The sequence below is a fragment of the Phenylobacterium sp. J426 genome (genome assembly GCF_024699945.1).
GTDB lineage: Bacteria > Pseudomonadota > Alphaproteobacteria > Caulobacterales > Caulobacteraceae > Phenylobacterium.
Map to the genome: position 1 here is coordinate 613,915 of NZ_JAJOMY010000001.1, position 21,437 is coordinate 635,351.

The window sequence follows — 21,437 nt, forward strand, 5'->3', positions numbered from 1 at the left end:
TCTAACAGGCGTCCGAAGCTAGGCCGAGAGCTGAGAGCGGACCTTGGCGCGCAACACGTCGATGGGGGCCAAGCCCTTGTCCGACTTGAAGTGCCAGTAGGTCCAGCCGTTGCAGGCCGGCGCCGACTGCACCATCGCGCCGACCTTGTGGATCGAGCCCGAAAGGTCGCCCACCACAAGGCTGCCGTCGGCGCGCACGCGGGCGGCGTTGCGGCCCTTCGGGCAGTACAACACGTCGCCGGGGCGCAACAGGCCGGCCTCGACCAGGGTGCCGAATGGAATACGCGGCTCGGCTCGCTTGGAGCCGGTGACGACCATCTCGTCGGCCGTCGCCGGAACGACCTTGGCGATCCGCTGCTTGGCGAGTTTGGCGTATTCGGCCTCGCGCTCAATGCCGACGAACTTTCGGCCCAGTCGCCTGGCGACCGCGCCCGTGGTGCCGGTGCCGAAGAACGGGTCCAGGATCACGTCGCCGGGCTTCGTCGAGGCCATGATCACCCGGAACAGCAGAGACTCCGGCTTCTGGGTCGGGTGGGCCTTGGCGCCCGCCTCGTCCTTCAGGCGCTCGTCGCCGGTGCACAGCGGCAGCGTCCAGTCCGAGCGCATCTGCAGCTCGTCATTGGCCATCTTCATGGCGTCGTAGTTGAAGGTGTAGCGGCGGCCGCCGCGCGATTTCGCCGCCCAGATCAGGGTCTCGTGCGCGTTCGTGAACCGGGTGCCCTTGAAGTTCGGCATCGGGTTCGACTTGCGCCAGACGATGTCGTTCAGGATCCAGAAACCCAGGTCCTGCACCGCGACGCCGACACGGAAGATGTTGTGATAGCTGCCGATCACCCAGATCGCGCCATCGTCCTTCAGCACCCGCCGGCACTCCCTCAGCCACGCCCGGGTGAAGGTGTCGTAGGCCTCGAAGCTCTCGAACTGGTCCCAGTGGTCGTCGACGGCGTCGACCTTGGAGTTATCGGGGCGCAGGAGGTCGCCGCCGAGTTGGAGGTTGTAGGGCGGATCCGCGAAAACGAGGTCTACGGAGCGGTCGGGAAGCTTGCGCAGCTCCTCCAGGCAGTCGCCCTGGATGATGGTGTCGACCGGCAGGCCCATGCTCAAACCCTTAAGGACAGGAGTCTGAATCCTCCGCCCTTATGGTGAAGGCCTCGTTGACGCGCGTGGTCAACGAGAGGTTAAGCCTCGCCGAACGGCAGCTCCTCCTGCAGCGCGTTTTCGAACGCCATCAGCGGGTCCCTGCCCATCAGGGCCAGCTTAACCGGGCCCCAGTTCAGGCGGTGGATCTCGCACGGGCCAAGATTGAGCAGGGCCTCGGCGTGGATCGGCGCCCGGTAGCCTTTATGGCTGGCGAAGCCGTAGCCCGGGTAGACGGCGTCCATTTCGGTCATCAGGCGGTCGCGGGCGACCTTGGCGAGGATCGACGCTGCGGCGATCGACTTCGACTTGGCGTCGCCGCCCACCACGGTCGTCACCTCGCAGGGCAGCTTGAAGCGATAGTTGCCGTCGACGAGCGCGAACATCGGCTGGACGGCCATGGCCTCGATGGCGCGGCACATGGCCAGCCCCGTGGCGTGCAGGATGTTTAGGCTGGCGATCTCCTCGACGCTGGCGAAGCCGACGCCCCACGCCACCGCCTTGGCCTTGATCTCGATCTCCAGACCCTCGCGGGCCTTGGCCGAGAGCTTCTTGGAGTCGTCGAGGCCCTTGGGCACCTTGCGCGGATTGGTGTCGAGGATCACGGCCGCGGCCGAGACCGGGCCTGCCCAGGGCCCGCGGCCCGCCTCGTCGACGCCGCAGACCGGTCCGCCGACGAAGGCTTTCTCAAGTAGGAGCGTCGGACCCTTGGGCACTAGCGGACAAGCCCCTTCACTTCATTGTGGCGAAAGCAGTCGGCGAGGTGGTCGTTGACCAGCCCGGTCGCCTGCATCCAGGCATAGACGATCACCGGCCCCACGAACTTGAAGCCCCGGGCCTTCAGCGCCTTGGAGACCTCGACGGCGAGCGGCGTCTGGGCCGGCACCTGGCCGGCGTTCCACCGGTTCTGGACCGGCTCGCCGCCCACGAAGCCCCAGCAGAACGCGGAGAAGTCTTCGCCGCGGTCGCGCATTTCGAGGAAGATCTGCGCGCCGGAGATGGCGGCGTCGATCTTGGCGTTGGAGCGGACGATGCCGGCGTTGGCCATCAGGCGCGCGCGATCGGCGTCGTCATAGCGGGCCACCTTCTCGGGATCGAAGCCGTCGAACGCCTCGCGGAAGGCGTCGCGCTTGCGCAGGATGGTGATCCACGACAGCCCGGCCTGGAAGCCGTCCAGCACCAGCTTCTCCCAGAGCGCGCGGGAGTCGTACTCGGGCACGCCCCACTCCTCGTCGTGGTAGCGCTCGTAGAACGGGTCGCCGTTCATCCCCTTCCAGGTGCAGCGGGCCAGGGTCTGCGTCATCGCGCGCACCCTCGCCTCACCGCGCGGGGAACCTCAAGGACCGTTTCGCCGCATCCGGACCTCTAAGCGGCGTTATCCCCAGGTTGATCGGCCGATTGGGGAAACCATTCGGGCGTCTCGACGCGCACCGGTCGGCCCTCGGCGGTGAGGTCGGCGCCCAGCGCCCGGTCGAGGCGGACGAGCGCCATGGCGCGGCCGTTGGCGCCGGAGAGCACCTCGCCGGCCCGGAGTTCGCCGGCCAGCACCTCAGTCCCCGGCGCAGGCGGGGGGCCGTCGAAGGTGATCGGCAGCATCCGGCTCTTGATCTGGCCGCGACGCTTCATGCGCGAGGTGGTCTCCTGGCCTACGAAGCAGCCCTTCTTGAAGTCGATGCCGCCCAGCAGGTCGAAGTCAGCCTCGATCGGATAGGCCTTGTCCGAGCCCCAGTCCGCCGGCCCTGGCACGCCGTGCGCCAGGCGGTGCGCCTCGTAGGCGGCCTCGTCGGCATCGGCGGTCGCGGGTCCATAGATGCGGCGGCCGAGCTCGGGCAGGCGGGGATCGACGACGCCGGCCGAGCCCGCCGGCCACTGGGCGAACACCGGCAGGTCGCTGGCGGCGAGGTCGACCTTGGCGCGCAGGCGGTAGATCGCCAGCCGCTGGAGCAGGGCGTCGCGATGCTCGCGCGCCACGTCGATGAGCGCGCCGTCCGGCGCACCGATCACAAAGAGGTCATAGAGCAGCCGCCCCTGCGGCGTCAGCAGGGCGCCGAAGCGGGCCTCTCCGGGCTGCAGCGTCTCCACGTCCTGGGTGAGGAGCCCCCTGCAGGAAGGGCCGCCAGTCGGGACCGCCGACGGCGATCAGGGCGCGGCTGTTCAGCGAAGCGACAGTCATGCCCGGCAATTTGGGATGCGCCGCGGTGGAGCGCCAGCACGCGCTTCGGGTATTGGATAAGGCATGGCGTCCGGTCCGTTCCCGATTCTGTTTATCACCGCCACGCGCATCGGCGACGCGGTGCTCTCTTCGGGGCTGATCAAGCGCCTGCACGACGAGATCCCCAACGCCCGCTTCACCATCGTGGCCGGCCCAGCCGCCGCGCCGCTGTTCGCGGAGGTCCCGAACCTGGATCGGGTGATCGTGATGCAGAAGGCGAAGTCGGGCGGACACTGGTTCGACCTGTGGCGCGAGACCCGCAAGCGGCGCTGGGGCCTGGTGGTCGACCTGCGCGGGTCGGGTCTGACCCGCTTCCTGCGGACGCGGCGGCGCGCCGTCCACCGCAAGAGCGCCGAGCCGGTCCACAAGGTGCTGGAGGCCGCCCGTCTGCTGAAGATCGAGGACGAGCCGGCGGCGCCTTTCCTGTTCACCTCGCCGGACACTGAGGCCTACGCCGCCGAACTGGTCGCCGGCGAAGGCCCTATCCTGGCGCTCGCGCCGGCGGCCAACTGGATCGGCAAGACCTGGCCGGTGGAGCGCTTCTCCCAGGTGGCCATGCGCCTGGTGCGCGGCGACGGCCCGCTGAGGGGCGGGCGGCTGATGGTGGTCGGGGGTCGGGCGACGTGAACCTGGTCAAGCCGCTGCGCGACGTGGCGCCCAGCCGGATCATCGACCTGACCGGCAAGGACCTGCTGACCGCCTATGCGGCGCTGAAGCACGCGCGCCTGTTCATCGGCAACGACAGCGGCGCGATGCATCTGGCCGCGGCCGCCGGCTGCCCGACCATAGGCCTTTTCGGCCCCTCGGACGAGCGGCTCTACGCACCGTGGGGGCCCGGCACGCGCGTCGTCCGCGGACCGCGCGACCTGGACCAGATCCGCCAGGTGGACCCCGGCCTCGACCAGGCCATCTGTCACATGATGGACCTGCCGGTGGAGAAGGTGGTACGCGCCGCCCACGAGCTTCTCGCCGCCACGGAAGGCTGAACCATGCCCGAGACCTACGACCTGATCGTGCGCGGCGGCGAGGTGGTGAACCACGCAGGCCGCGGCGCGGCCGACGTCGGCGTGCGGGGCGGCAAGATCGTCGCCATCGGCGACCTGTCGCAGGCCAGCGCTGGCGAGACCTTCGACGCCGCCGGCCTCACGGTGCTGCCGGGCGTCATAGACACCCAGGTGCATTTCCGCGAACCCGGTCTCGAGTGGAAGGAAGACCTGGAAACAGGTTCGCGCGCGGCGGTCCTGGGCGGCGTCGTCGCCGTGTTCGAGATGCCGAACACCGAACCCACGACGACGGACCCGGGGGCGCTGGAGGACAAGCTGGCGCGGGCGGCCGACCGCATGCACTGCGACCACGCCTTCTATGTCGGCGGCACCCACGAGAACGCGAAGTTCCTCGGCGAGCTGGAGCGCCTGCCCGGCTGTTGCGGGATCAAGGTGTTCATGGGCGCGTCCACCGGCACCCTGCTGGTGCAGGACGACGAGGGCATCGAGATGGTGCTCCGCCACATCCACCGGCGCGCCGCCTTCCACTCCGAGGACGAGTACCGCCTGGCCGACCGCCGACCGCTGGCCCGAACGGGCGACTGGACGAGCCACTACGAGGTCCGCGACGCCCAATCGGCGATCCAGTCCACCGAACGCCTGGTCCGGCTGGCCAAGCAGCTGGGCAAGCGCATCCACGTCCTGCACGTCACGACGCGCGAGGAGATCGCCTACCTGGCGGCGCACAAGGACGTGGCCAGCGTCGAGGTCACGCCGCAGCACCTGACGCTCGCGGGGCCAGAGGCCTACGAGCGGCTGAAGGGCTTCGCCCAGATGAATCCGCCGATCCGTGGGCCGGAACATCGCGAGGGTCTGTGGGCCGGCATCGCCAGCGGCGTGGCGGACGTCATCGGCTCGGACCATGCGCCTCACACCAGGGAGGAGAAGGCTCGCCCCTACCCGGCCTCGCCATCGGGGATGCCGGGCGTGCAGACCCTGCTTCCCGTGATGCTGACCCACGTAGCCGAGGGCCGGCTCTCCCTGGAGCGGCTGGTGGACCTGACCAGCCACGGCGCGAACCGTGTGTTCGGCCTGGCCGACAAGGGGCGGCTCGCCGTGGGCTACGACGCCGACCTGACCATCGTCGACCTGAAGGCCACGAGGACGATCCGCCACGAGGACATGGCGACGCGTGTCGGCTGGACGCCGTTCGATGGTTTCACCGCCAAGGGCTGGCCGATGGCGACGATCATCCGCGGACGCACGGTGATGCGCGACGGCGAGATCACCGCCCCCAGCCTGGGCCAGCCGGTGCGGTTCGCCGAGACCCTGGATCATCACTGAGCGCGGGCGTGCGCCCGGCGCGCGCAACGCAGGGGTACGCCTCCTGCGAGGCGAAATGACGCTGTTCCCGCCTGCGCAGGCGCGCTCCATAGTGACGGCGTCGGTGAAATGGACGGGCGCCGGCGACGAGTGACGACACGCGCCCGGGAAACACGCCGTTGCCACAGCTTGACCTGACCACCCTGAGCGGGCCGGAACTCCGGCAACTGCTGGACAGCGCGCGCTCGCGCGGCCATGCGGCGCAGTCCTACGAGATCCTGCAGGAGATGGCGCGGCGCCGGCAGCAAGACGGCGCCGCCGAGACCCGCAAGCGTCGGTTCGGCGGCCGGCGACGCATCGCGCACGCGCCGCACATCATCGACCTCGACCTGGGCGACCCGCTCGATCCGCAGCCGGAGCCGTGGGAGGTCGGCGACCTTCCCGAGGCGCCGCACGACGCGCTTGGCCTCACGCCACTTGAGGAAGACGACGGGTTCCTGCAACCGCCGCCGCCACCCGCCGAAGCCGCACCCGACGACGAGCCGCCGCTGACCCTGACCCGGGAGCCCGGATCGGCGGCCGCCGCGCCGCGTAGCGCGCCGAAGGCGCTCCGCCCCGCGAAGGCCGCGCGGCCCACGGCGCCGCCCAAGACATCCAAGACGGCCAAAGCGCCTCGGCCCGCCCGCCGCCCGGGATCCGCACTGGGCTTCGCCCTGGGCGGCCTGGCCGGGATTGTCCTGGGGGTCGGAGTCGGCGGCAGCCTGCGCGAGGCCCTGGCCCTGCCGCAGGAACCGGAGGAGCCGCCGCCGATGACGGTCGCCGAGGCCCCGCCCCCGCCGCCCATCGCGCCGGAGCCCGCGCTCGTCGCCGCGACCGAGATCCCCGCCGAACCGCAGCTCGCCGAAACGGCCATCGAGGCGCCGGAAGCGCTGGCGGCGGGCGAGGACGCGGCGGCGACCCTGGCGTCGCCCGAGGCGACGTCCGAGCCGCCGAAGCCGGAACCTCAGGCAGAGCCGAAGGCTCAGCTGGCGGACGGCTGCGCCGCAGAGCCGACACCCGCCGATCGCGCCATCTGCGGCGACGCCGGGCTGCAGAAGCTGCAGAAGGACCTGCGCCACGCCTATGCCGAGGCCCTGGCGGCCCACGCGGACCGGGATCTCCTGCGGCGCCGCCAGTTGGCCTGGCGTGAGGCCCGCAACGACGTGAGCGACACGACCCGGCTCGCGATGCTCTACGAGGCGCGGATCCGGAAGCTGAACGCCGCGACGGCCGACGCGCGTAGCCGGCGCTAAGTCGACTACCGTACTTTTGCGGGGATGGGGAACGGCTGCGCCTTAGCCGCGGTTGATCCTGTGCGCCGCAGCTTCCGGCGCGACGCTGGTCGACGACCCTCTGGCGGGATCCGTCCCTCGCCGCCAGAGGGTCTGTCGCTGTCCCAAGCAGCGGATCGCCCGCCCGAATTCACGACGCCAACGCCGCCGGCGAGGCGCTCAGCGTTGAGGCCCGTCAGCTCGAGGTTCGCCGGCCGCACTCCGGTCGCGTTTGCGCGTTCTGCTCCCGTCGACAACGGGAGGAGCGTCGGGGATGACCGGCTCGCAGGACACGTTCTGGTGGCTCATCGCCCTGGTGGCGGCCGCCGTCGTGATGTTCGCCGGCCTGCTGTGGCTTCGGCTGCGGCGGCAGGCGGAGCGGGAAGGCCGGGCGCGCCAGGTGCGGCGCGAGGAGGACTAGCCGCCTACATACGCTCCGGCGTCTCGACGCCCAGCACCTGCAGAGCCAGCTCCAGCTGTTTCAAGGCGGCGGCGGCAAGCGTCAGACGCGAGGCCCGGACCGGCGGTTCGGCCGACAGGATCGGGCAGGCGGCGTAGAACTTCGAGAAGGCCTGGCTGAGGCGGTAGGCATGCTCAGCCAGCGCATTCGGCCTTCTTGTCGTAGGCTTCCTGCAGCGCGGTTTCGAAGGCGTCGAGCGTCAGGACCAGGTCGCGCTCGGCGGGTTCGGCCACCACGACGGGGCCCGGCGTCGCGCCCTCGGCCTCGGCCTTGCGCAGCAGGCTTTTCACCCGGACCGCCTGGTAGAGCAGGTAGGGGCCGGTCTTGCCCTCGAAGCTGGTGAAGCGGTCGAGATCGAAGACGTAGGAGGTGCCGCGGAAGTTCTGCAGGTCGGCGAACTTCAGGGCGGCGACGGCGACCTTGCCGGCGATGTCCTCGAACTCGGCCTCGGGCAGGTTCTCGCCGAGGCCGGCCTCGTGCAGGCGCTCGCGAGCCTTTGACCGGGTCATCTCGATGAGGTCGTTCAGCTTCAGGACGCCGCCCTCGCGGGTCTTGAAGGGCTTGCCGTCCGTGCCGTTCATGGTGCCGAAGCCGATGTGCTCCAGCTGGCCCTCGGCGGCGTAGCCGGCCAGGTAGGCGGCGCGGAAGACGATCTCGAAATGGTCGGCTTGGCGCTGGTCGACGCAGTAGATGACCAGCTCGGGATCGAAGGTGCGCTTGCGGTCGAGGATGGTGGCGAGGTCGGTCGTGCCGTACATCGCCGAGCCCTCGGACGAGACCACCAGCAGCGGCGGCAGCTCGCGCTTGTCGCCTTCGCGCGCCACGCGGACGATCCGCGCGCCCTGGTCGTCGACCAGCAGGCCCTTGGCGTCCAGTTCGGCGACCATCTCCGGGATCAGCGGATCGGCGTCGGACTCGCCCTTCCACCAGTCGAAGTCGACGCCGAGCGCGTGGAAGTCGCGCTCCAGGGCCACCTGGGTGACGGCCCGGAACTGACGCCAGAGGACGTAGCAGCCGGGCTTGTGCGCCTGGAGTTCGGCCGTGAGCTTGCGGGCGCGGTCGCGATAGGCGGGATCTTCCTTCCCCTTGGCGGCGGCCTGCGGATAGAGCCGGTCGAGGTCGGCGAGGGTGATCCGCTCGAAGGCGGCCGGGATCGGCGCGTCCTTGTCGTCCAGGCTCTCGACCAGGCCGGCGATGTCGGGATGCTCGTCCATGACGGCCCCGATCAGCAGGCCCATCTGGTAGCCCCAATCGCCGAAATGGGCGTCGCCGATCACCTCGTCGCCGCGGAAGCGGTACAGCCGCTTGATGCTCTCGCCGATGATCGAGGCGCGCAGGTGGCCCACGTGCATCGGCTTGGCCACGTTGGGACCGCCGTAGTCGACGATCACCCGCCGCGGGCGGGCCAATGTCTCGGCCCCGGCCCGGGGGTCGGCGGCGATAGCGTTCGCCCGCTCGGCCAGGGCGGCGTCCGCGAGCTTCAGATTCAGGAAGCCGGGGCCGGCGATCTCGACCGCGGAGAGACGGGGGTCGCTCTTCAGCCGCTCGGCGACCGCCGCGGCGATCTCGCGCGGGTTCTTGCCCACGCGCTTGGCGGCGGCCAGGGCGCCGTTCGACTGGAAGTCGGCGAGGTCGGGACGGTCGGAGGCGGTGACGCGGGCCAGCTCAGCGGGAACGCCTTCGGCGACGAAGGCGGCCTCGACCGCTTCGCCCAGGGCCGATTTCAGGTCGCTCATTGGGGCGTGGGCGAGCCTGCGGTGGTGGAGGCCTGGCCGCCGACGTTGAGCCGGAAACGCTTGCCCTCACGGTTGAAGGCGGCCATCTGCGGCGTGACGTCAAAGCCCACCAGGATCTCGAAGTTGGCGCCCGAGGTGGTCATCTCGGCGCGCGGGATCACGATCCGCTTGAGGGTCTCGCGGACATAGACGCGATCCTCGCCTTCCTTGAAGGTCACCGGCAGGTCGAACACCTGCTTCTCGAGCACCGAGCGGTTGCGGTCGGTGACGGCCACCCAGTAGCGGTAGGTCTTGGCGCGGCCCTCGGCCTGGGGGCCGCGGCCGAGTTCGAAGAGCACCTCCATGGCGACCTCGATCGGCTTGTCGTCCTTGTATTCGCAGCCGGCGGAGATGCCCTGGATCTCGCCCGAGAAGCCGACGTTCGCCGAGGCCTCGCGGCCGTCCTTGAACTCGACGTAGCGGGCGGCGTCGTAGAGCGTCTTCACGAACGGGCACGGACCGGCGTTTCGCAGCGCCGGCAGCGGCGCGCGGCTGTCGCCCCATTCTGCGTCCCGCTTGCGGCGCTTGGCCGCGTCGTCTTCCTGCTGCTGTTGCTGGCCGCCCCGGCCACGGCCCTGGGCGTCGGCGATTTCAGGCAGGGCGACAGCGGCCGAAAGGACCGCAGCGGCGGCGACAAGCAGGTGGCGGCGCATGGGAAGGCGTCTCGGTACCAGAGGGCGCGGAGGTTCCGCGAAGTCGTGGCCTAGTTACAGCCTCACGATTGCGGCGGCAACGCGGCTCGGACGACCCCGGCGGGAACGCAAAGCTCCACCGTGCGCTCTGCAGGCCACGGCCAAGCCCTGTTGGAGCCCCACATGTCGATCCTTGTCTTCGCTATCATCGTCCTGATCGTCGCCGCCCTGATCGCCTGGGCGGTGCAGAAGCTGCCCCTGCCGTCGCCCTTCGGCACGATCATCCAGGCGCTGATCCTGATCATCGCCGCCGTCGTCATCGCCCAGCGGGCCGGCCTGTTCTGATCGGGCCCTGATCGCGGGACGCATCGGCGGTAGCGCTGGCGCGGAGGCGGGCGGCGCACTAGGTTCCGCGCCATGTCGACGCGTCCGCCGCTTACCGTCCTCCTGGCCAGTCCCCGTGGCTTCTGCGCGGGCGTGGACCGGGCGATCCAGATCGTCGAGCGGGCGATCGAGACCTATGGCGCGCCGGTCTATGTGCGCCACGAGATCGTCCACAACCGCCACGTCGTCGACCGGCTGAAGGCGCTGGGCGCGGTGTTCGTCGAGGAACTGGACCAGTGCCCCGAGGACCGGCCGGTGGTGTTCTCGGCCCACGGGGTGCCCAAGTCGGTGCCGGCCGCCGCCAAGGCGCGGAAGATGCTCTACCTCGACGCCACCTGCCCGCTCGTCTCGAAGGTGCACGTGGAAGCCCAGCGGCACCACGACGCCGGCCGCGAGATCGTGCTGATCGGCCACGCCGGCCACCCCGAGGTCGTGGGCACGATGGGCCAGTTGCCCGACGGCGCCGTGGCGCTGATCGAGACGGTGGAGGACGCCCGCGCCTTCACGCCGAAGGACCCGGCCAATGTGGCCTTCGTCACCCAGACGACCCTGTCGGTGGACGACACGGCCGAGATCGTGGAGGCGCTGCGCGCCCGCTTCCCGGGCATCGCCGCGCCGCACAAGGAAGACATCTGCTACGCCACCACCAATCGCCAGGAGGCGGTGAAGGCCATCGCGGCGCGGGCCGACGTGCTGCTGGTGCTGGGCAGCGCCAATTCCTCGAACTCGGTGCGCCTGGCCGAGGTGGGCCGGCGCGCGGGGGCCCAAGCCTATCTGATCGACGACGCCGGCAAGCTGGACTTCGCATGGCTGGCGGGCGCGCGGACGGTGGGCGTCACGGCCGGCGCCTCGGCGCCGGAGGTGCTGGTGCAGGGCCTGCTGGACCGGCTGGCCGAGCGGTTCGCGGTGACGCTGGAAGAGGCTGAGGTGGCCCGGGAGACCGTGACCTTCAAGCTGCCGCGGGCCCTGGTCGGGGCTGCGGCCGGCGCTTGACCGGCCCGGCGACCTGCCTCATGCGGGCTGGCCATGGCGGTCTATACGGACATCACCGACGCGGAGCTTTCGGCGCTCCTGGCCGACTTCGACCTCGGCCAGCCGCTGTCGTTCAAGGGCATCGCCGAGGGGATCGAGAACTCCAACTTCCTGCTCGAGACCGAGACCGGCCGGTACTTCCTGACCGTCTACGAGAAGCGGGTGCGGCCCGAGGAGCTGCCCTATTTCCTGGGCCTGATGCGGTGGCTGGCCGAGCACGGCTTCCCGTGCGCCACGCCGATCGCCGACCGCAAAGGCGAGATCCTGAAGACCGTGCGCGGGAAGCCCTGCGCCATGGTGAGCTACCTGTCGGGCCTGTCGGTGCGGCGGCCCACGGTGGCCCACTGCCGCGAGGCCGGCGAGAGCCTGGCCTGGCTGCATGCGGCGCAGGAGGGCTTCCCGATGACCCGCGCCAACGACCTTGGCCAGCCGCACTGGGCGCCGATGTTCGAGGGCCTGCACGAGGCGGCCGAGGGGCTGAAACCGGGGCTGTCGAAGACCGTCACCGAGGATCTGGAGCGCCTGGCGGCCCGCTGGCCTGGGGGGGCTGCCGCAGGGCGTGATCCACGCCGACTACTTCCCGGACAACGTCTTCTTCCAGGGCGGCAGGTTCGCGGCAGCCTTCGACTTCTATTTCGCCTGCAACGACGCCCTGGCCTATGACATCGCCGTCGCGCTGAACGCCTGGTGCTTCGAGGCGGACGGCAGCTTCAACATCACGGCGGCGCGGGCGCTGGTGGCGGGCTACGAGAGCCGTCGCAAGCTGTCGGACGCCGAGCGGGCGGCGCTGCCCGTGCTGGCGCACGGGGCGGCGATGCGGTTCTTCCTGACCAGGCTTGCCGACTGGGGCGCGACTCCGGCCGGCGCCCTGGTCAAGCCGAAGGATCCCCTGGAATACGAGCGCAAGCTGGCGGTGCATCGCTCATCGCCCGATCTCGTGCTGTTCGGAGCGGTTTCGTGAGCGTGACGGCGTGACTCCCCAGGTGGTGATCTACACGGACGGCGCGTGCTCCGGGAACCCGGGGCCGGGCGGATGGGGCGCGATCCTGCTGTACGGCGAGAAGCGGAAGGAGATCTTCGGCGGGGAGCTGGCGACCACCAACAATCGCATGGAGCTCATGGCGGCGATCCAGGCGCTGGAGGCGCTGACCAAGCCCTGCCGGGTCGAATTGCACACCGACAGCCAGTACGTCCAGAAGGGCATCCACGAGTGGATCCACTCCTGGAAGAAGCGCGGCTGGCTGACCGCGGACCGGAAGCCGGTGAAGAACGACGACCTGTGGAAGCGGCTCGACCAGGCCCGGGCGCGCCATCACGTCGACTGGCGCTGGGTCAAGGGCCATGCGGGCCATGAGCTGAACGAACGGGCGGACGCGCTCGCGCGCCAGGGCTTGACCGAGACGGTGTCCGCCCGCGCCTGACCCCAAATGCGTGGCAGGGCTGAAACACGCCGGTTGCCAAGCTGTGGCAGACCGCTTCTTCTAAAAGCAGACGGGGGGAAGCACTCATGACGAGCAGGTATATGAACGCGGCCGCCATGGCGGTCGTCGCGGCTCTGGCGTTCACGGCGACCGACGCGGGGGCAAGGAGCCCCAAGCGCGTCGATCCGGCGGTCTCGTCGATCGTCAAGGGCGACGCGGCGGCGCTGGGCTTCGATCCGGCCAAGCTGGACATCGCCCGGCAGGGCCTGAAGGCCGACGTCGCCTCGGGCAAGATCGCCGGGGCCTACCTGCTGGTGGGCCGCAAGGGCAAGGTGGTGTTCGAGGAAGGCTTCGGGGTGCAGGGCCCGGGCCAGACCGCCCCGGTCACCAACGAGACCATCTTCCGCATCTTCTCCATGACCAAGCCGGTGGTGTCGGTCACCGCCATGACCCTGGTCGAGGAGGGCAAGCTCGACATCGACGCGCCGGTCGCGAAGTACCTGCCCGAGTACGCCAACCTGGCGGTCTGGCAGGCGGACGGCACGACCAAGCCGGCGGTCCAGCCGATGCTGGTGCGCCACCTGATGAGCCACACCTCGGGACTGATCTACGGCTTCGTCCAGACGGGCACGCCTCTCGCCAAGGTGTGGGCGGCAGGCGGCGAGAACCGCAACGACCTGACCAACCGCGAATACGCCAAGGTCATCGCCAAGCTGCCGCTGAAGGCCGAACCTGGCACGGCGTGGAACTACTCACGCTCGACGGACGTCCTGGGCGCGGTGGTCGAGGCGGCCGGCGGCAAGCCGCTGGACGTGTTGATCCGCGAGCGGATCACCGACCCGCTCGGCATGACCGACACCGCCTTCTACCAGCCGGAGTCCAAGCGCGCCCGTTTCGCCGAGCCCGCCAAGGGCGACCCGATGGTCTATTACGACTACGCCAAGCCGACCCCGTTCCTGTCGGGCGGCGGCGGCCTGTCGTCGACGACTGAGGACTACCTGCGCTTCGTGCTGATGCTGGCGGGCGACGGCGAGTACAAGGGCGTCCGCATCCTGAAGAAGGACACCCTCGCCCGGATGCGGCAGGACGAGACCACGCCGGCGATCCGTCAGGCGGGCCAGTTCTTCCCGGGCCGCGGCATGGGCTTCGGCCTGGGCTTCAGCCTGGTGCTGGACGACACCGTGCAGCGGCCGGGCGCCGGCACCTTCTCCTGGTGGGGCATCGCCGGCACCGAGTTCTGGGTCGACCCGAAGAACGAGGTGTTCATGGTGTTCATGGTCCAGGCCCGCGAGGCGGCCAGCGAGTACCAGCGCCGGAACCGCAACTGGATCTACGACGCGCTCGTGAAGTGATCCCGCGCATAACGGCGATTTAATCGCCCGAAGACTTTTGCGGCGGCGCGGAGCTGATAGCTTCGCGCCGCTTTGCTTTCCTTGGAGTGTTGTGATGCGGCTTTCCCGGCGCGACTTCGCCCTCTCGCTCGTTGCGGCGACCATGCTCTCGCCGACGGCGGCCGCCGCCCAGTCGGACCTCGACCGCCAGCTCACCGCCTACCTCGACGCCGAGTTCGAGAAGGAACTGCAGATGGACCCGATGCGGCTCACCAACCTCGGGCGCAAGGAGCAGTACGACCGGCTGACGGAGCAAGGCGACGCCGCGGCCATGAGGCGGCTCGAATGGCGGCGGCGGAGCGTGGCCGAGATGAAGCGCCGGTTCGACCCCGCCAAGCTGTCGGACGAGGCCCGCGTGTCGTTCGACATGTGGTCGCTGGAGCTGACCCGCGCCGAGGAGGCGCACCGCTGGCGCAGCCACAACTACATCTTCGACCGCGGCGGTTATCACACGCGGCTGCCGAACTTCATGATCAACCAGCACCGCGTCGACACCAAGGCCGACATGGAGGCCTATATCAGCCGGGTGGCCCAAATCGGCCCGGCGCTGGACGTGCAGCTCGAACGGGCCAAGGCCGCGGCCGCCAAAGGCGTGCGGATGCCGCGGTTCGCCTACGAACAATCCGCCGAGGAGGTGAAGCGACTCACGGCGGGCGCGCCGTTCGGCGCGGGCGAGGACTCCGCCCTGTTCGCCGATGGCAAGGCGAAGATCGCCAAGTTGAACCTGCCCGCGGCGGACGCCGACCGGATGACCAAGGCGCTGGCCGCCGCCATGACCGGCCGGATGAAGCCGGCCTACGACCGGCTCGGCGCCTGGCTGGCCGCCGACGTGGCCAATACGACGCCCGACGCCAAGGGGGCAGGCGCGCTGCCGGACGGCGCAGCCTTCTACAACGCCATGCTGCGCCAGCAGACCACCACCGACCTCACCGCCGACCAGATCCACGAGCTGGGTCTGTCCGAGGTGAAGCGCATCCGCAGCGAGATGGAGACGCTGAAGGCCAAGATCGGCTACTCCGGCACGCTGGAAGAGTTCTTCGTGCATCTCCGCACGGACGACCGGTTCTATGTGCCCAACACCGACGCGGGACGGGCCGACTATCTGAGGCGGGCCGAGGTCCACCTCGCCGAGATGAAGGCCACCCTGCCCCGCTACTTCGGCCGGCTGCCGAAGTCGGACCTGATCGTGAAGCGCGTCGAGAGCTTCCGCGAGGAGCCGGGCGGCGCCGCCCACTACAGCTCGGGGGCGCCCGACGGGTCGCGGCCGGGCATCTATTACGTCCACCTGGCGGACACGCGGGCCACGCCGATCTACGAGATCGAGGGCACCAGCTACCACGAAGGCTGGCCCGGCCATCACATGCAGATCATGCTGGCGCAGGAGATGACCGGGACGCCGGCGTTCCGCGGCCAGTACGGCTACGGCGCATACATCGAAGGCTGGGGCCTCTACGTCGAGCTGCTGGCCAAGGAGGCCGGCTTCTACAGGGGATCCGTACAGCGACTTCGGCCGTCTGGGTCGCGAGATCTGGCGGGCCATCCGCCTGGTGGTCGACACCGGCATCCACGCCAAGGGCTGGAGCGAACAGCAGGCGTTGGACTTCTATTCGGCCAACTCGCCGCAGCCGATGGGCAAGATCCGCTCGGAGATCCGCCGCTACTTCGTCAATCCCGGCCAGGCCACTTCGTACAAGGTCGGCATGGTCAAGATCCTGGAGCTGCGGGCCAGGGCGAGGGCCGACCTGGGCGAGCGGTTCGACCTGAAGGGCTTCCACGAGGCGGTGCTGGGCGCCGGCTCCCTGCCGCTGAGCGTGCTGGAGGCCCGCGTGGACCGCTGGGTGGCGAGCCGGAAGGCCGCCTAGGCCGGAAATCGGACGGCGACGCGCAGGCCCGGACCGGCGTCGCCAAGGGTGATGGACGCGCCGTGCGCCTCGGCCGCGGCGGCCACCAGGCTGAGGCCGAGGCCAAAGCCTGGCGCGGCGCTGTCGCTCCGCCAGAAGCGTTCGAAGACATGGTCGCGGAGCTCGGCCGGAACGCCGGGGCCGTCGTCCGTCACGACGACCTCGGCGCCCGGAGTCCAACGCACGGCCCTCCAGCGTGACGCTGCCGCCCTCCGGCGCGAACTTCACGGCGTTGTCGAGCAGGTTGCTGATCATCTGGAAGACGAGGTCCCGGTCGCCGATGATCGCGAGGCCGTCGGGCGCGTGCTCCTCGAGGGTCTGGCCGCGCGCCTCGGCGGCGGCGCGGTGCAGATCGGCGGCGTCGGCCAGCAGAGACGACAGATCCAAGGGCGCCTTCACGATGCTGGGTCCGCTCTGCAGGCGGGCGATGCGCAGCAGGGCCTCGAACATGGACTGCAGCCGCCCCGCCTCCTCCAGAGCTGCGGCGGCCCTGGCGGGGGTCTCGGCGGGATCGGCAGCCGCCGCAAGGTCCTCCAGCTCGGCCCGCAGGCGGGTGAGCGGCGTGCGCAGCTCGTGGGCGATGCTGTCGGAGACCCGGCTGATGGACGCCACCAGGCGCTCGATGCGGGCGAGCATCTCATTCAGCGTGGCCGAGAGCTGATCGAAGTCATCGCCTGAGCCGCGCAGCTCCACCCGGCCGGAGAGGTCTCCGGCGATCACGGCGCGCGCGGCGCGGTTGATGCTCTCGAGGCGCTGGGAGATCGCATAGGTCATCACCAGGCCGCCGATAACGCCCAGCGCCAGCGTCATCCCCAGGCCCCAGGAGAGCGCCTCCTGGATAAGATCCTCGCGCTCGTCGAGGTCCTCGGTGTCGAGCCCCACCAGCAGGCGCCAGCCCCCGGGCAGGGGATACGTCGCGGACCACGGCCTCGTGCTCTTCCTCGGCGCCCGTCGCATAGGTCCCGAACTCGTAGCGCAGCCACTCGGGGCCGCGGCTGCGGGGCCAGTCGAGAAGGTTCGCAGCGACCACGGCGCCGTCGGGGGCGATCAGCACATGGTACGGCAGCCGGCCCTGCGCGGCGTCGGCCCGGCGTTCCAGCGCCCGGATCAGCGCGTCGCGCCCCTGGGCGGCGTAGATGCGCTTGAGGGCCTCGCTCTCGCCGGTGATCTGCCGCTCGACCTGCTGCAGAGGCCGCCAGACCCCGCCCACGTAACTCGCACCCAGCATCAGCCCGATCGAGGCATAGAACAGCGCCATGTAGACCAGGGTGAGCCTGAGGGTCAGGCTGCGGAGCGGATGGGGCCGCCTCATGCGCGCAGCGTGTAGCCCATGCCGCGCACCGTGTGGATCAGGGGCGGCTCGAAGTCCTTGTCGACCTTCTGGCGAAGACGGCTGACGTGCTGGTCGATGATATTGGTCTGGGGGTCGAAATTGTAGTCCCAGACCGCCTCCAGCAGCATGGTGCGGCTGACCACGCGGCCGGCGTTGCGGAGCAGGTATTCCAGGAGGCCGAACTCGCGCGCGGTCAGATCGATGGGCTTGCCGGCTCGTGTCACCGTTCGGGCGATGAGGTTCATCTCGAGATCGGCGAGGCTGAGCTGGGTGGTCTCCTGGACGGGCGCCTTGCGGCGGCTGAGCGCCTCCACGCGGGCCAGCAGCTCTGAGAAGGCGAAGGGCTTGGCCAGATAGTCGTCCCCGCCGGCCCGCAGCCCCTTCACCCGATTGTCGACGTCGCCCAGCGCCGAGAGGATCAGCACGGGCGTCGGATCTCCGGACGCCCGCATGGTCTGCAGGATCTTCAGCCCGTCGACGCTCGGCAGCATGCGGTCGAGGACCACGACGTCGTAGGTCTCGGACGCCACGCGGAACAGGGCCTCGCGCCCGTCGGCCACGTGGTCGACCAGCCAACCCTCGGCCTTCAGGCCCTTGACCACGTGGTCGGCGACGCGGACGTCATCCTCCACGACCAGAACATGCATGCCGAACTCCCGCCGGAGATCAGTCGTCGATCACCGGAGTGATGGCGCCGGTGCGCAGATCGACCCGCACCTCGCGGTCCTGCGCCCCGGCAAGCTCGGCCTCGTAGTAGTACCGGCCGCCTTCGCGCTCCAGCCCGATGTCCGACACCCGGCCCTTCGTGGCGCTCTCCACGAGCGCGATCGTCTCGCTGAGCGTGCGCGGCGCGGATTGGGCGGCCTTCAGGTGCTCGCCGGTGAACGGCAGGCGGACGGCGGCGAGCTTCTGCTGGCGCACGACCTTGCCGCTGGCGGCGTCGACGTGGACCTCGACGGCGCGGCCGTCCTTCACCAGGTCGATCTCATAGACCAGCACGCCCTTCTCGTGCTCCAGCTCGACGCCGAAGGCGCGGCCCCCGGACGGCCTGCTCCGCGGCCGAAACGGCCTGGGCGAGGGACACGGCAGGCGCGGCCTGAGCCACCGGCTGCGCGGGGAGCGCCTGGGGGGGCCTGGGCGATGGCCGGCAGGGCGGACGGCGGCGGCCGCAGCGGCAAGGAAGAGGGTCTTGGTCGGCATGTCAGTACTCCTTGTTCGTCCCCCGCAGATGTCCTCGTACCGGGCCAGGATGGCGTGCGCCTGCGGCCTGCATTTGGATTTCGTCATGTATGGCCGGTGTCGCGAGGACGAGCTGCGCCAGCCGATCGAGAGCCGCGGCCAGGTCGTAATCGCGGGCGCGATCCTGCGGCGCGATCCGCGTGACCGGATCGAGCTGTCGTGCGACGGCCCGGGCCAGCGACTGCGGGTCGGGTTCGGCCAGCGCGCCGTACCGCCCGCCGGCGAGGACCTCGGGCGCGCTGCCGGCGGTGACGGCGGCGACGGTCGGAACCCCGCACGCGAGGGCCTCCAGCAGGCTGTTCGAGGCCCCTTCCCAGCGGGACGGCAGAACATAGGCGGCGGCCCGGGCGACCAGCGGAAACGGGTTCTCCACCTCGCCCTCGAGGCGCACGGCGTGACCCAGCCCGAGGCGCCGGGCCCGCGCCTCGAGTGCGCGCCGGGCCGCGGGCTTGCCGCGGCCCAGGATCAGCAGACGCAGGTTGCGGCGGCCGTGGGCGCGCAGGATGGCCAGGGCTTCGATGAGCGCCTCGCAGTTCTTCTGCCGGTGCAGCCGCCCGACAGCCACGAGGTACGGCTGGCCGTCGGCGGCCCACGGGTGGCCGCAGGGCTCGGCCGCCCGGCTTGCTATGGCCGCGGCGTCGACGCCGTTCGGCGTGAGCGCGAGCCGACCGAGCGCCCGAACGCGATCGAACACCGGGCGCTGGGCGGCGGCGGCTGAGACGGAGATCAACCGGGTCGCATCGGCGGCGATCAGGCGCAGGCCCATCTCCCGCAGCAGCCGAGCGGGCGCGGCGTCGCCGGGGTGGAAGGGATCGTTGCTGATCCGGTAGAGGCGCGGGACCTGCGGCAGGCCGCGGAGGGCGGCCCAGACAGCCAGATGGGCGTGATTGCCCATGGAGACCACCGCCTGGGGTCGGGTGCGGACGAGGTGCTGGGCGAGGGCCGGGACGGCCAGCGCCAACGCCAGAGGGCGCGGACCGGGAGCGCGGCCCAGCCGGACGATGTCGGCCTGGACGAGCTCGTCGGCCAGGGGACCGCCGTCGAGACTGACCACCTGCACCTGGGCGCCCCGGGCGAGGAGGGCGCGGGCAAGGTTGACCGTATTGCGCGCGACGCCGTCCCTGGCGAGGGCGGCGGTGAACAGGACGACAGGACCACGGCGGGGCATCCGCCGCGGATGCCAGCGGGGCCTGACGGCCAGCTGCGGCCAAGATTTGATTTGCCAAATGTTGGGTGGCCGCAGGGTGCTTCAACATTGAAATACCCCGCCTGGACACGAGTGGTAATGATTCGCTCCGCGAGCGGAACGACGAGGACGGGGCATGGCGGCGCAGATCGAGGAGCACCCCGAGGTCCAGGTCTTCGACGAGATCAGCATGATCGAGCATGGCGTGCGCGTCGTGATCGGCGGCTGCCTACCGGTGGGGCTGAGCTACCCTCAGTTCGAGGTCATGAACCTGATCATGCGGCGCGGCGGCGAGCTTTCGCCGGCGCAGATCGCATCCGCCCTGCAAATGACCCCCGGCGCCATCACCAACACCCTGCAGCGGCTGGAAGCCCTGCGGCTGGTGGCGGTGGAGCCCTGCGAAAGCGACCGGCGCAAGAAGCGCGTCCGCCTGACCGCGGAAGGGCGCGAGACCTATGGCCGCTCGATGGCGGCGATCCGGCCCAAGATGGAGAAGCTGCGCGAGGCCTTCACCCAGAAGGAATTCCGCGAGGCGCTACCTTTCCTGCGCGCGCTCCGGGCGTGGATGACCGATCAGGGCTGAGGTGGAAGATTGCCGTCCGCAGCGGAAGTCGCCGAGAATGGCGGCAGGTAGGAGTTTCCCATCTTGCGCGACGGTATCGAGGACACGGCTGCGGAGCTGCCGCGACCGAAGCTGAGCTACCCCTTCGAGGGCGTTCCGGGCCCGGGCGAGGCGGTGGACATCGCGCCCGGCGTGAAGTGGCTGCGCATGCCGCTGGGCGGGCCGCTGGCGGCGATCAACGTCTGGGCGATCCGCGACGGGGACGGCTGGGCGATCGTGGACACCGGCATCGCCGGGGTCGGCACGCGCGACGCCTGGCGGGCGGCGTTCCAGGGGCCGCTGGAGGGCCGGCCGGTGACGCGGGTGTTCGTCACCCACATGCATCCCGACCATATCGGCATGGCCGGCTGGCTGACACGGAAGTTCGACTGCCAGCTGTGGATCACCCGGCTCGAGTTCGTCACCTGCCGCTCGCTGGCGCTGGACACCGGCCGCGAGGCGCCGGAGGTGGCGCTGCGCTTCTACAAGGCCTGCGGCTGGGACGAGGACGCCATCGACCAGTACAAGGCAAAGTTCGGCGGCTTCGGCCGGGGTCTCCACGTGCTGCCAGACAGCTTCCGGCGGCTGAACGACGGCGAGACCGTCCGCATCGGCGACCACGACTGGGAGGTGGTGGTGGGCTGCGGCCACAGCCCCGAACACGCCTCGCTCTGGTGCCCCGACCTGAAGCTGATGATTTCGGGCGACCAGGTCCTGCCGAAGATCTCGTCGAACGTGTCGGTCTTCCCGACCGAGCCGGAGGCCGATCCGCTGAGCGACTGGCTGAGCTCGCTGACGGCCATCAAGGGCCGGGTGCCGGACGACGTCCTGGTGCTGCCTGCGCACAACGAGCCGTTCCACGGCCTACACGCCCGACTGGACCACCTGGTGGCCGGGCACGAACGCAGCCTCGGCCGGCTCGCCAAGGAACTGGCGGAGCCGAGGCGGGTGACCGACGTCTTCCACGTGCTGTTCCGCCGGCCGATCGGGCCGGAACTGCTGGGCCTGGCGACTGGCGAGAGCCTGGCGCACCTGAACTGCCTGCGGCGCCGGGGGCTTGCGGTGCGCGAGCGAGACGCGGACGGGATCGACTGGTACCGCGCCGCCGCCTAAGCTT

21 protein-coding genes and 5 pseudogenes are annotated in these 21,437 nt (G+C 70.3%); 14 read left to right on the forward strand and 12 right to left on the reverse strand.

The features are described 5' to 3' along the window. Positions 1-18: 18 nt before the first annotated feature. From LRS10_RS03220 to LRS10_RS03235, 4 genes and pseudogenes are all read right to left on the reverse strand, one after another. Positions 19-1,098 carry a site-specific DNA-methyltransferase gene (locus tag LRS10_RS03220; RefSeq protein ID WP_257835985.1) on the reverse strand — a complete coding sequence of 360 codons (1,080 nt, stop codon included), beginning with the start codon at positions 1,096-1,098 and terminating at the stop codon, positions 19-21. Between the two features lie 80 nt (positions 1,099-1,178). Continuing rightward, the gene (locus LRS10_RS03225; RefSeq protein WP_257835986.1) at positions 1,179-1,853 is read right to left on the reverse strand and encodes a ribonuclease HII; all 675 of its coding nucleotides are present in this window, start codon (positions 1,851-1,853) and stop codon (positions 1,179-1,181) included. Then, complete coding sequence (locus tag LRS10_RS03230) at positions 1,853-2,440, reverse strand: DNA-3-methyladenine glycosylase I (protein WP_257835987.1); 588 nt, start codon at positions 2,438-2,440, stop codon at positions 1,853-1,855. The genes LRS10_RS03225 and LRS10_RS03230 overlap by 1 nt, the downstream gene beginning before the upstream one ends. A gap of 62 nt (positions 2,441-2,502) precedes the next feature. Then, a pseudogene (locus LRS10_RS03235) lies at positions 2,503-3,310 on the reverse strand (folate-binding protein YgfZ). A 63-nt stretch (positions 3,311-3,373) separates the two neighbouring features. Between LRS10_RS03235 and LRS10_RS03240 the strand changes: the two are divergent. The 5 genes from LRS10_RS03240 (at position 3,374) to LRS10_RS03260 (ending at position 7,386) form a co-directional block, all read left to right on the forward strand. Further along, positions 3,374-3,976 (forward strand): glycosyltransferase family 9 protein, encoded by a 603-nt coding sequence (locus tag LRS10_RS03240; RefSeq protein ID WP_257835988.1) that lies wholly within the window; start codon positions 3,374-3,376, stop codon positions 3,974-3,976. Then, a complete protein-coding gene (locus LRS10_RS03245) occupies positions 3,973-4,335 on the forward strand; it encodes a glycosyltransferase family 9 protein (RefSeq protein ID WP_257835989.1) in 363 nt (120 codons plus the stop codon). Before LRS10_RS03240 ends, LRS10_RS03245 begins: the two co-directional genes overlap by 4 nt. Before the next feature lie 3 nt (positions 4,336-4,338). Beyond that, positions 4,339-5,676, forward strand: a complete 1,338-nt coding sequence (locus LRS10_RS03250) for a dihydroorotase (protein ID WP_257835990.1) — start codon at positions 4,339-4,341, stop codon at positions 5,674-5,676. A 158-nt stretch (positions 5,677-5,834) separates the two neighbouring features. Beyond that, on the forward strand, positions 5,835-6,947 hold the full coding sequence (locus LRS10_RS03255; protein WP_257835991.1) for a hypothetical protein: 1,113 nt from the start codon (positions 5,835-5,837) through the stop codon (positions 6,945-6,947). Positions 6,948-7,239: 292 nt separating this feature from the next. Then, complete coding sequence (locus LRS10_RS03260; protein WP_257835992.1) at positions 7,240-7,386, forward strand: hypothetical protein; 147 nt, start codon at positions 7,240-7,242, stop codon at positions 7,384-7,386. 4 nt (positions 7,387-7,390) lie between these two features. Here the strand turns inward: LRS10_RS03260 and argS are convergent. Continuing rightward, positions 7,391-9,161, reverse strand: a pseudogene (gene argS, locus LRS10_RS03265) (arginine--tRNA ligase). Beyond that, on the reverse strand, positions 9,158-9,853 hold the full coding sequence (locus LRS10_RS03270; RefSeq protein WP_257835993.1) for a Tat pathway signal sequence domain protein: 696 nt from the start codon (positions 9,851-9,853) through the stop codon (positions 9,158-9,160). Before LRS10_RS03270 ends, argS begins: the two are co-directional and overlap by 4 nt. 162 nt (positions 9,854-10,015) lie before the next feature. Here LRS10_RS03270 and LRS10_RS03275 point away from each other — a divergent pair, with 162 nt between their 5' ends. From LRS10_RS03275 to LRS10_RS03305, 7 genes and pseudogenes are all read left to right on the forward strand, one after another. Beyond that, entirely contained in the window at positions 10,016-10,177 is a 162-nt protein-coding gene (locus tag LRS10_RS03275) for a hypothetical protein (RefSeq protein ID WP_257835994.1), read from the forward strand. 72 nt (positions 10,178-10,249) lie between these two features. Continuing rightward, positions 10,250-11,209 (forward strand): 4-hydroxy-3-methylbut-2-enyl diphosphate reductase, encoded by a 960-nt coding sequence (gene ispH, locus LRS10_RS03280; RefSeq protein ID WP_257835995.1) that lies wholly within the window; start codon positions 10,250-10,252, stop codon positions 11,207-11,209. A gap of 33 nt (positions 11,210-11,242) precedes the next feature. Next, positions 11,243-12,209: pseudogene (gene thrB / locus LRS10_RS03285) on the forward strand (homoserine kinase). Positions 12,210-12,219: 10 nt separating this feature from the next. Next, positions 12,220-12,669 (forward strand): ribonuclease HI, encoded by a 450-nt coding sequence (gene rnhA, locus LRS10_RS03290; RefSeq protein WP_257835996.1) that lies wholly within the window; start codon positions 12,220-12,222, stop codon positions 12,667-12,669. A gap of 101 nt (positions 12,670-12,770) precedes the next feature. After that, entirely contained in the window at positions 12,771-14,021 is a 1,251-nt protein-coding gene (locus LRS10_RS03295) for a serine hydrolase (protein WP_257835997.1), read from the forward strand. A gap of 241 nt (positions 14,022-14,262) precedes the next feature. Continuing rightward, positions 14,263-15,486 (forward strand): annotated as a pseudogene (locus tag LRS10_RS03300) (DUF885 family protein); the annotation flags it as partial. Positions 15,487-15,607: 121 nt separating this feature from the next. Then, positions 15,608-15,922: a DUF885 domain-containing protein gene (locus tag LRS10_RS03305; RefSeq protein ID WP_257839074.1), complete on the forward strand. Its 315-nt coding sequence runs from the start codon at positions 15,608-15,610 to the stop codon at positions 15,920-15,922. On the opposite strand, the gene LRS10_RS24860 is transcribed toward LRS10_RS03305, so the two are convergent. From LRS10_RS24860 to LRS10_RS03330, 6 genes and pseudogenes are all read right to left on the reverse strand, one after another. Further along, positions 15,919-16,146: an ATP-binding protein gene (locus tag LRS10_RS24860; RefSeq protein WP_374570890.1), complete on the reverse strand. Its 228-nt coding sequence runs from the start codon at positions 16,144-16,146 to the stop codon at positions 15,919-15,921. The two genes, LRS10_RS03305 and LRS10_RS24860, sit on opposite strands and share 4 nt — an antisense overlap. 283 nt (positions 16,147-16,429) lie before the next feature. Then, positions 16,430-16,735: pseudogene (locus LRS10_RS24865) on the reverse strand (HAMP domain-containing protein); the annotation flags it as partial. Next, positions 16,629-17,273: a hypothetical protein gene (locus LRS10_RS03315; protein ID WP_257835999.1), complete on the reverse strand. Its 645-nt coding sequence runs from the start codon at positions 17,271-17,273 to the stop codon at positions 16,629-16,631. The pseudogene LRS10_RS24865 and the gene LRS10_RS03315, both read right to left, overlap by 107 nt. Beyond that, positions 17,270-17,941, reverse strand: a complete 672-nt coding sequence (locus tag LRS10_RS03320; protein ID WP_257836000.1) for a response regulator transcription factor — start codon at positions 17,939-17,941, stop codon at positions 17,270-17,272. Before LRS10_RS03320 ends, LRS10_RS03315 begins: the two co-directional genes overlap by 4 nt. Positions 17,942-17,960: 19 nt before the next feature. Then, positions 17,961-18,494, reverse strand: coding sequence for a PepSY domain-containing protein (locus LRS10_RS03325; protein WP_257836001.1), 534 nt, complete (start codon positions 18,492-18,494; stop codon positions 17,961-17,963). Between the two features lies 1 nt (position 18,495). After that, positions 18,496-19,701: a glycosyltransferase gene (locus tag LRS10_RS03330; RefSeq protein WP_257836002.1), complete on the reverse strand. Its 1,206-nt coding sequence runs from the start codon at positions 19,699-19,701 to the stop codon at positions 18,496-18,498. A 154-nt stretch (positions 19,702-19,855) separates the two neighbouring features. Here LRS10_RS03330 and LRS10_RS03335 point away from each other — a divergent pair, with 154 nt between their 5' ends. Together LRS10_RS03335 and LRS10_RS03340 are read left to right on the forward strand one after the other, a co-directional pair. After that, a complete protein-coding gene (locus LRS10_RS03335) occupies positions 19,856-20,302 on the forward strand; it encodes a MarR family winged helix-turn-helix transcriptional regulator (protein WP_257836003.1) in 447 nt (148 codons plus the stop codon). Positions 20,303-20,365: 63 nt separating this feature from the next. Further along, positions 20,366-21,433, forward strand: coding sequence for an MBL fold metallo-hydrolase (locus LRS10_RS03340; protein WP_257836004.1), 1,068 nt, complete (start codon positions 20,366-20,368; stop codon positions 21,431-21,433). Positions 21,434-21,437: the final 4 nt, after the last annotated feature.

Coding starts and splice junctions, on each gene's coding strand:
- LRS10_RS03330 (WP_257836002.1), bottom strand. CDS start 19,701: ATGCCCCGCCGTGGTCCTGTCGTCCTGTTCACCGCCGCCCTCGCCAGG.
- LRS10_RS03270 (WP_257835993.1), bottom strand. CDS start 9,853: ATGCGCCGCCACCTGCTTGTCGCCGCCGCTGCGGTCCTTTCGGCCGCT.
- LRS10_RS03220 (WP_257835985.1), bottom strand. CDS start 1,098: ATGGGCCTGCCGGTCGACACCATCATCCAGGGCGACTGCCTGGAGGAG.
- LRS10_RS03320 (WP_257836000.1), bottom strand. CDS start 17,941: ATGCATGTTCTGGTCGTGGAGGATGACGTCCGCGTCGCCGACCACGTG.
- LRS10_RS03260 (WP_257835992.1), top strand. CDS start 7,240: ATGACCGGCTCGCAGGACACGTTCTGGTGGCTCATCGCCCTGGTGGCG.
- LRS10_RS03325 (WP_257836001.1), bottom strand. CDS start 18,494: ATGCCGACCAAGACCCTCTTCCTTGCCGCTGCGGCCGCCGCCGTCCGC.
- LRS10_RS03230 (WP_257835987.1), bottom strand. CDS start 2,440: ATGACGCAGACCCTGGCCCGCTGCACCTGGAAGGGGATGAACGGCGAC.
- LRS10_RS03315 (WP_257835999.1), bottom strand. CDS start 17,273: ATGAGGCGGCCCCATCCGCTCCGCAGCCTGACCCTCAGGCTCACCCTG.
- ispH (WP_257835995.1), top strand. CDS start 10,250: ATGTCGACGCGTCCGCCGCTTACCGTCCTCCTGGCCAGTCCCCGTGGC.
- LRS10_RS03240 (WP_257835988.1), top strand. CDS start 3,374: ATGGCGTCCGGTCCGTTCCCGATTCTGTTTATCACCGCCACGCGCATC.
- LRS10_RS03335 (WP_257836003.1), top strand. CDS start 19,856: ATGGCGGCGCAGATCGAGGAGCACCCCGAGGTCCAGGTCTTCGACGAG.
- LRS10_RS03275 (WP_257835994.1), top strand. CDS start 10,016: ATGTCGATCCTTGTCTTCGCTATCATCGTCCTGATCGTCGCCGCCCTG.
- LRS10_RS03295 (WP_257835997.1), top strand. CDS start 12,771: ATGAACGCGGCCGCCATGGCGGTCGTCGCGGCTCTGGCGTTCACGGCG.
- LRS10_RS03250 (WP_257835990.1), top strand. CDS start 4,339: ATGCCCGAGACCTACGACCTGATCGTGCGCGGCGGCGAGGTGGTGAAC.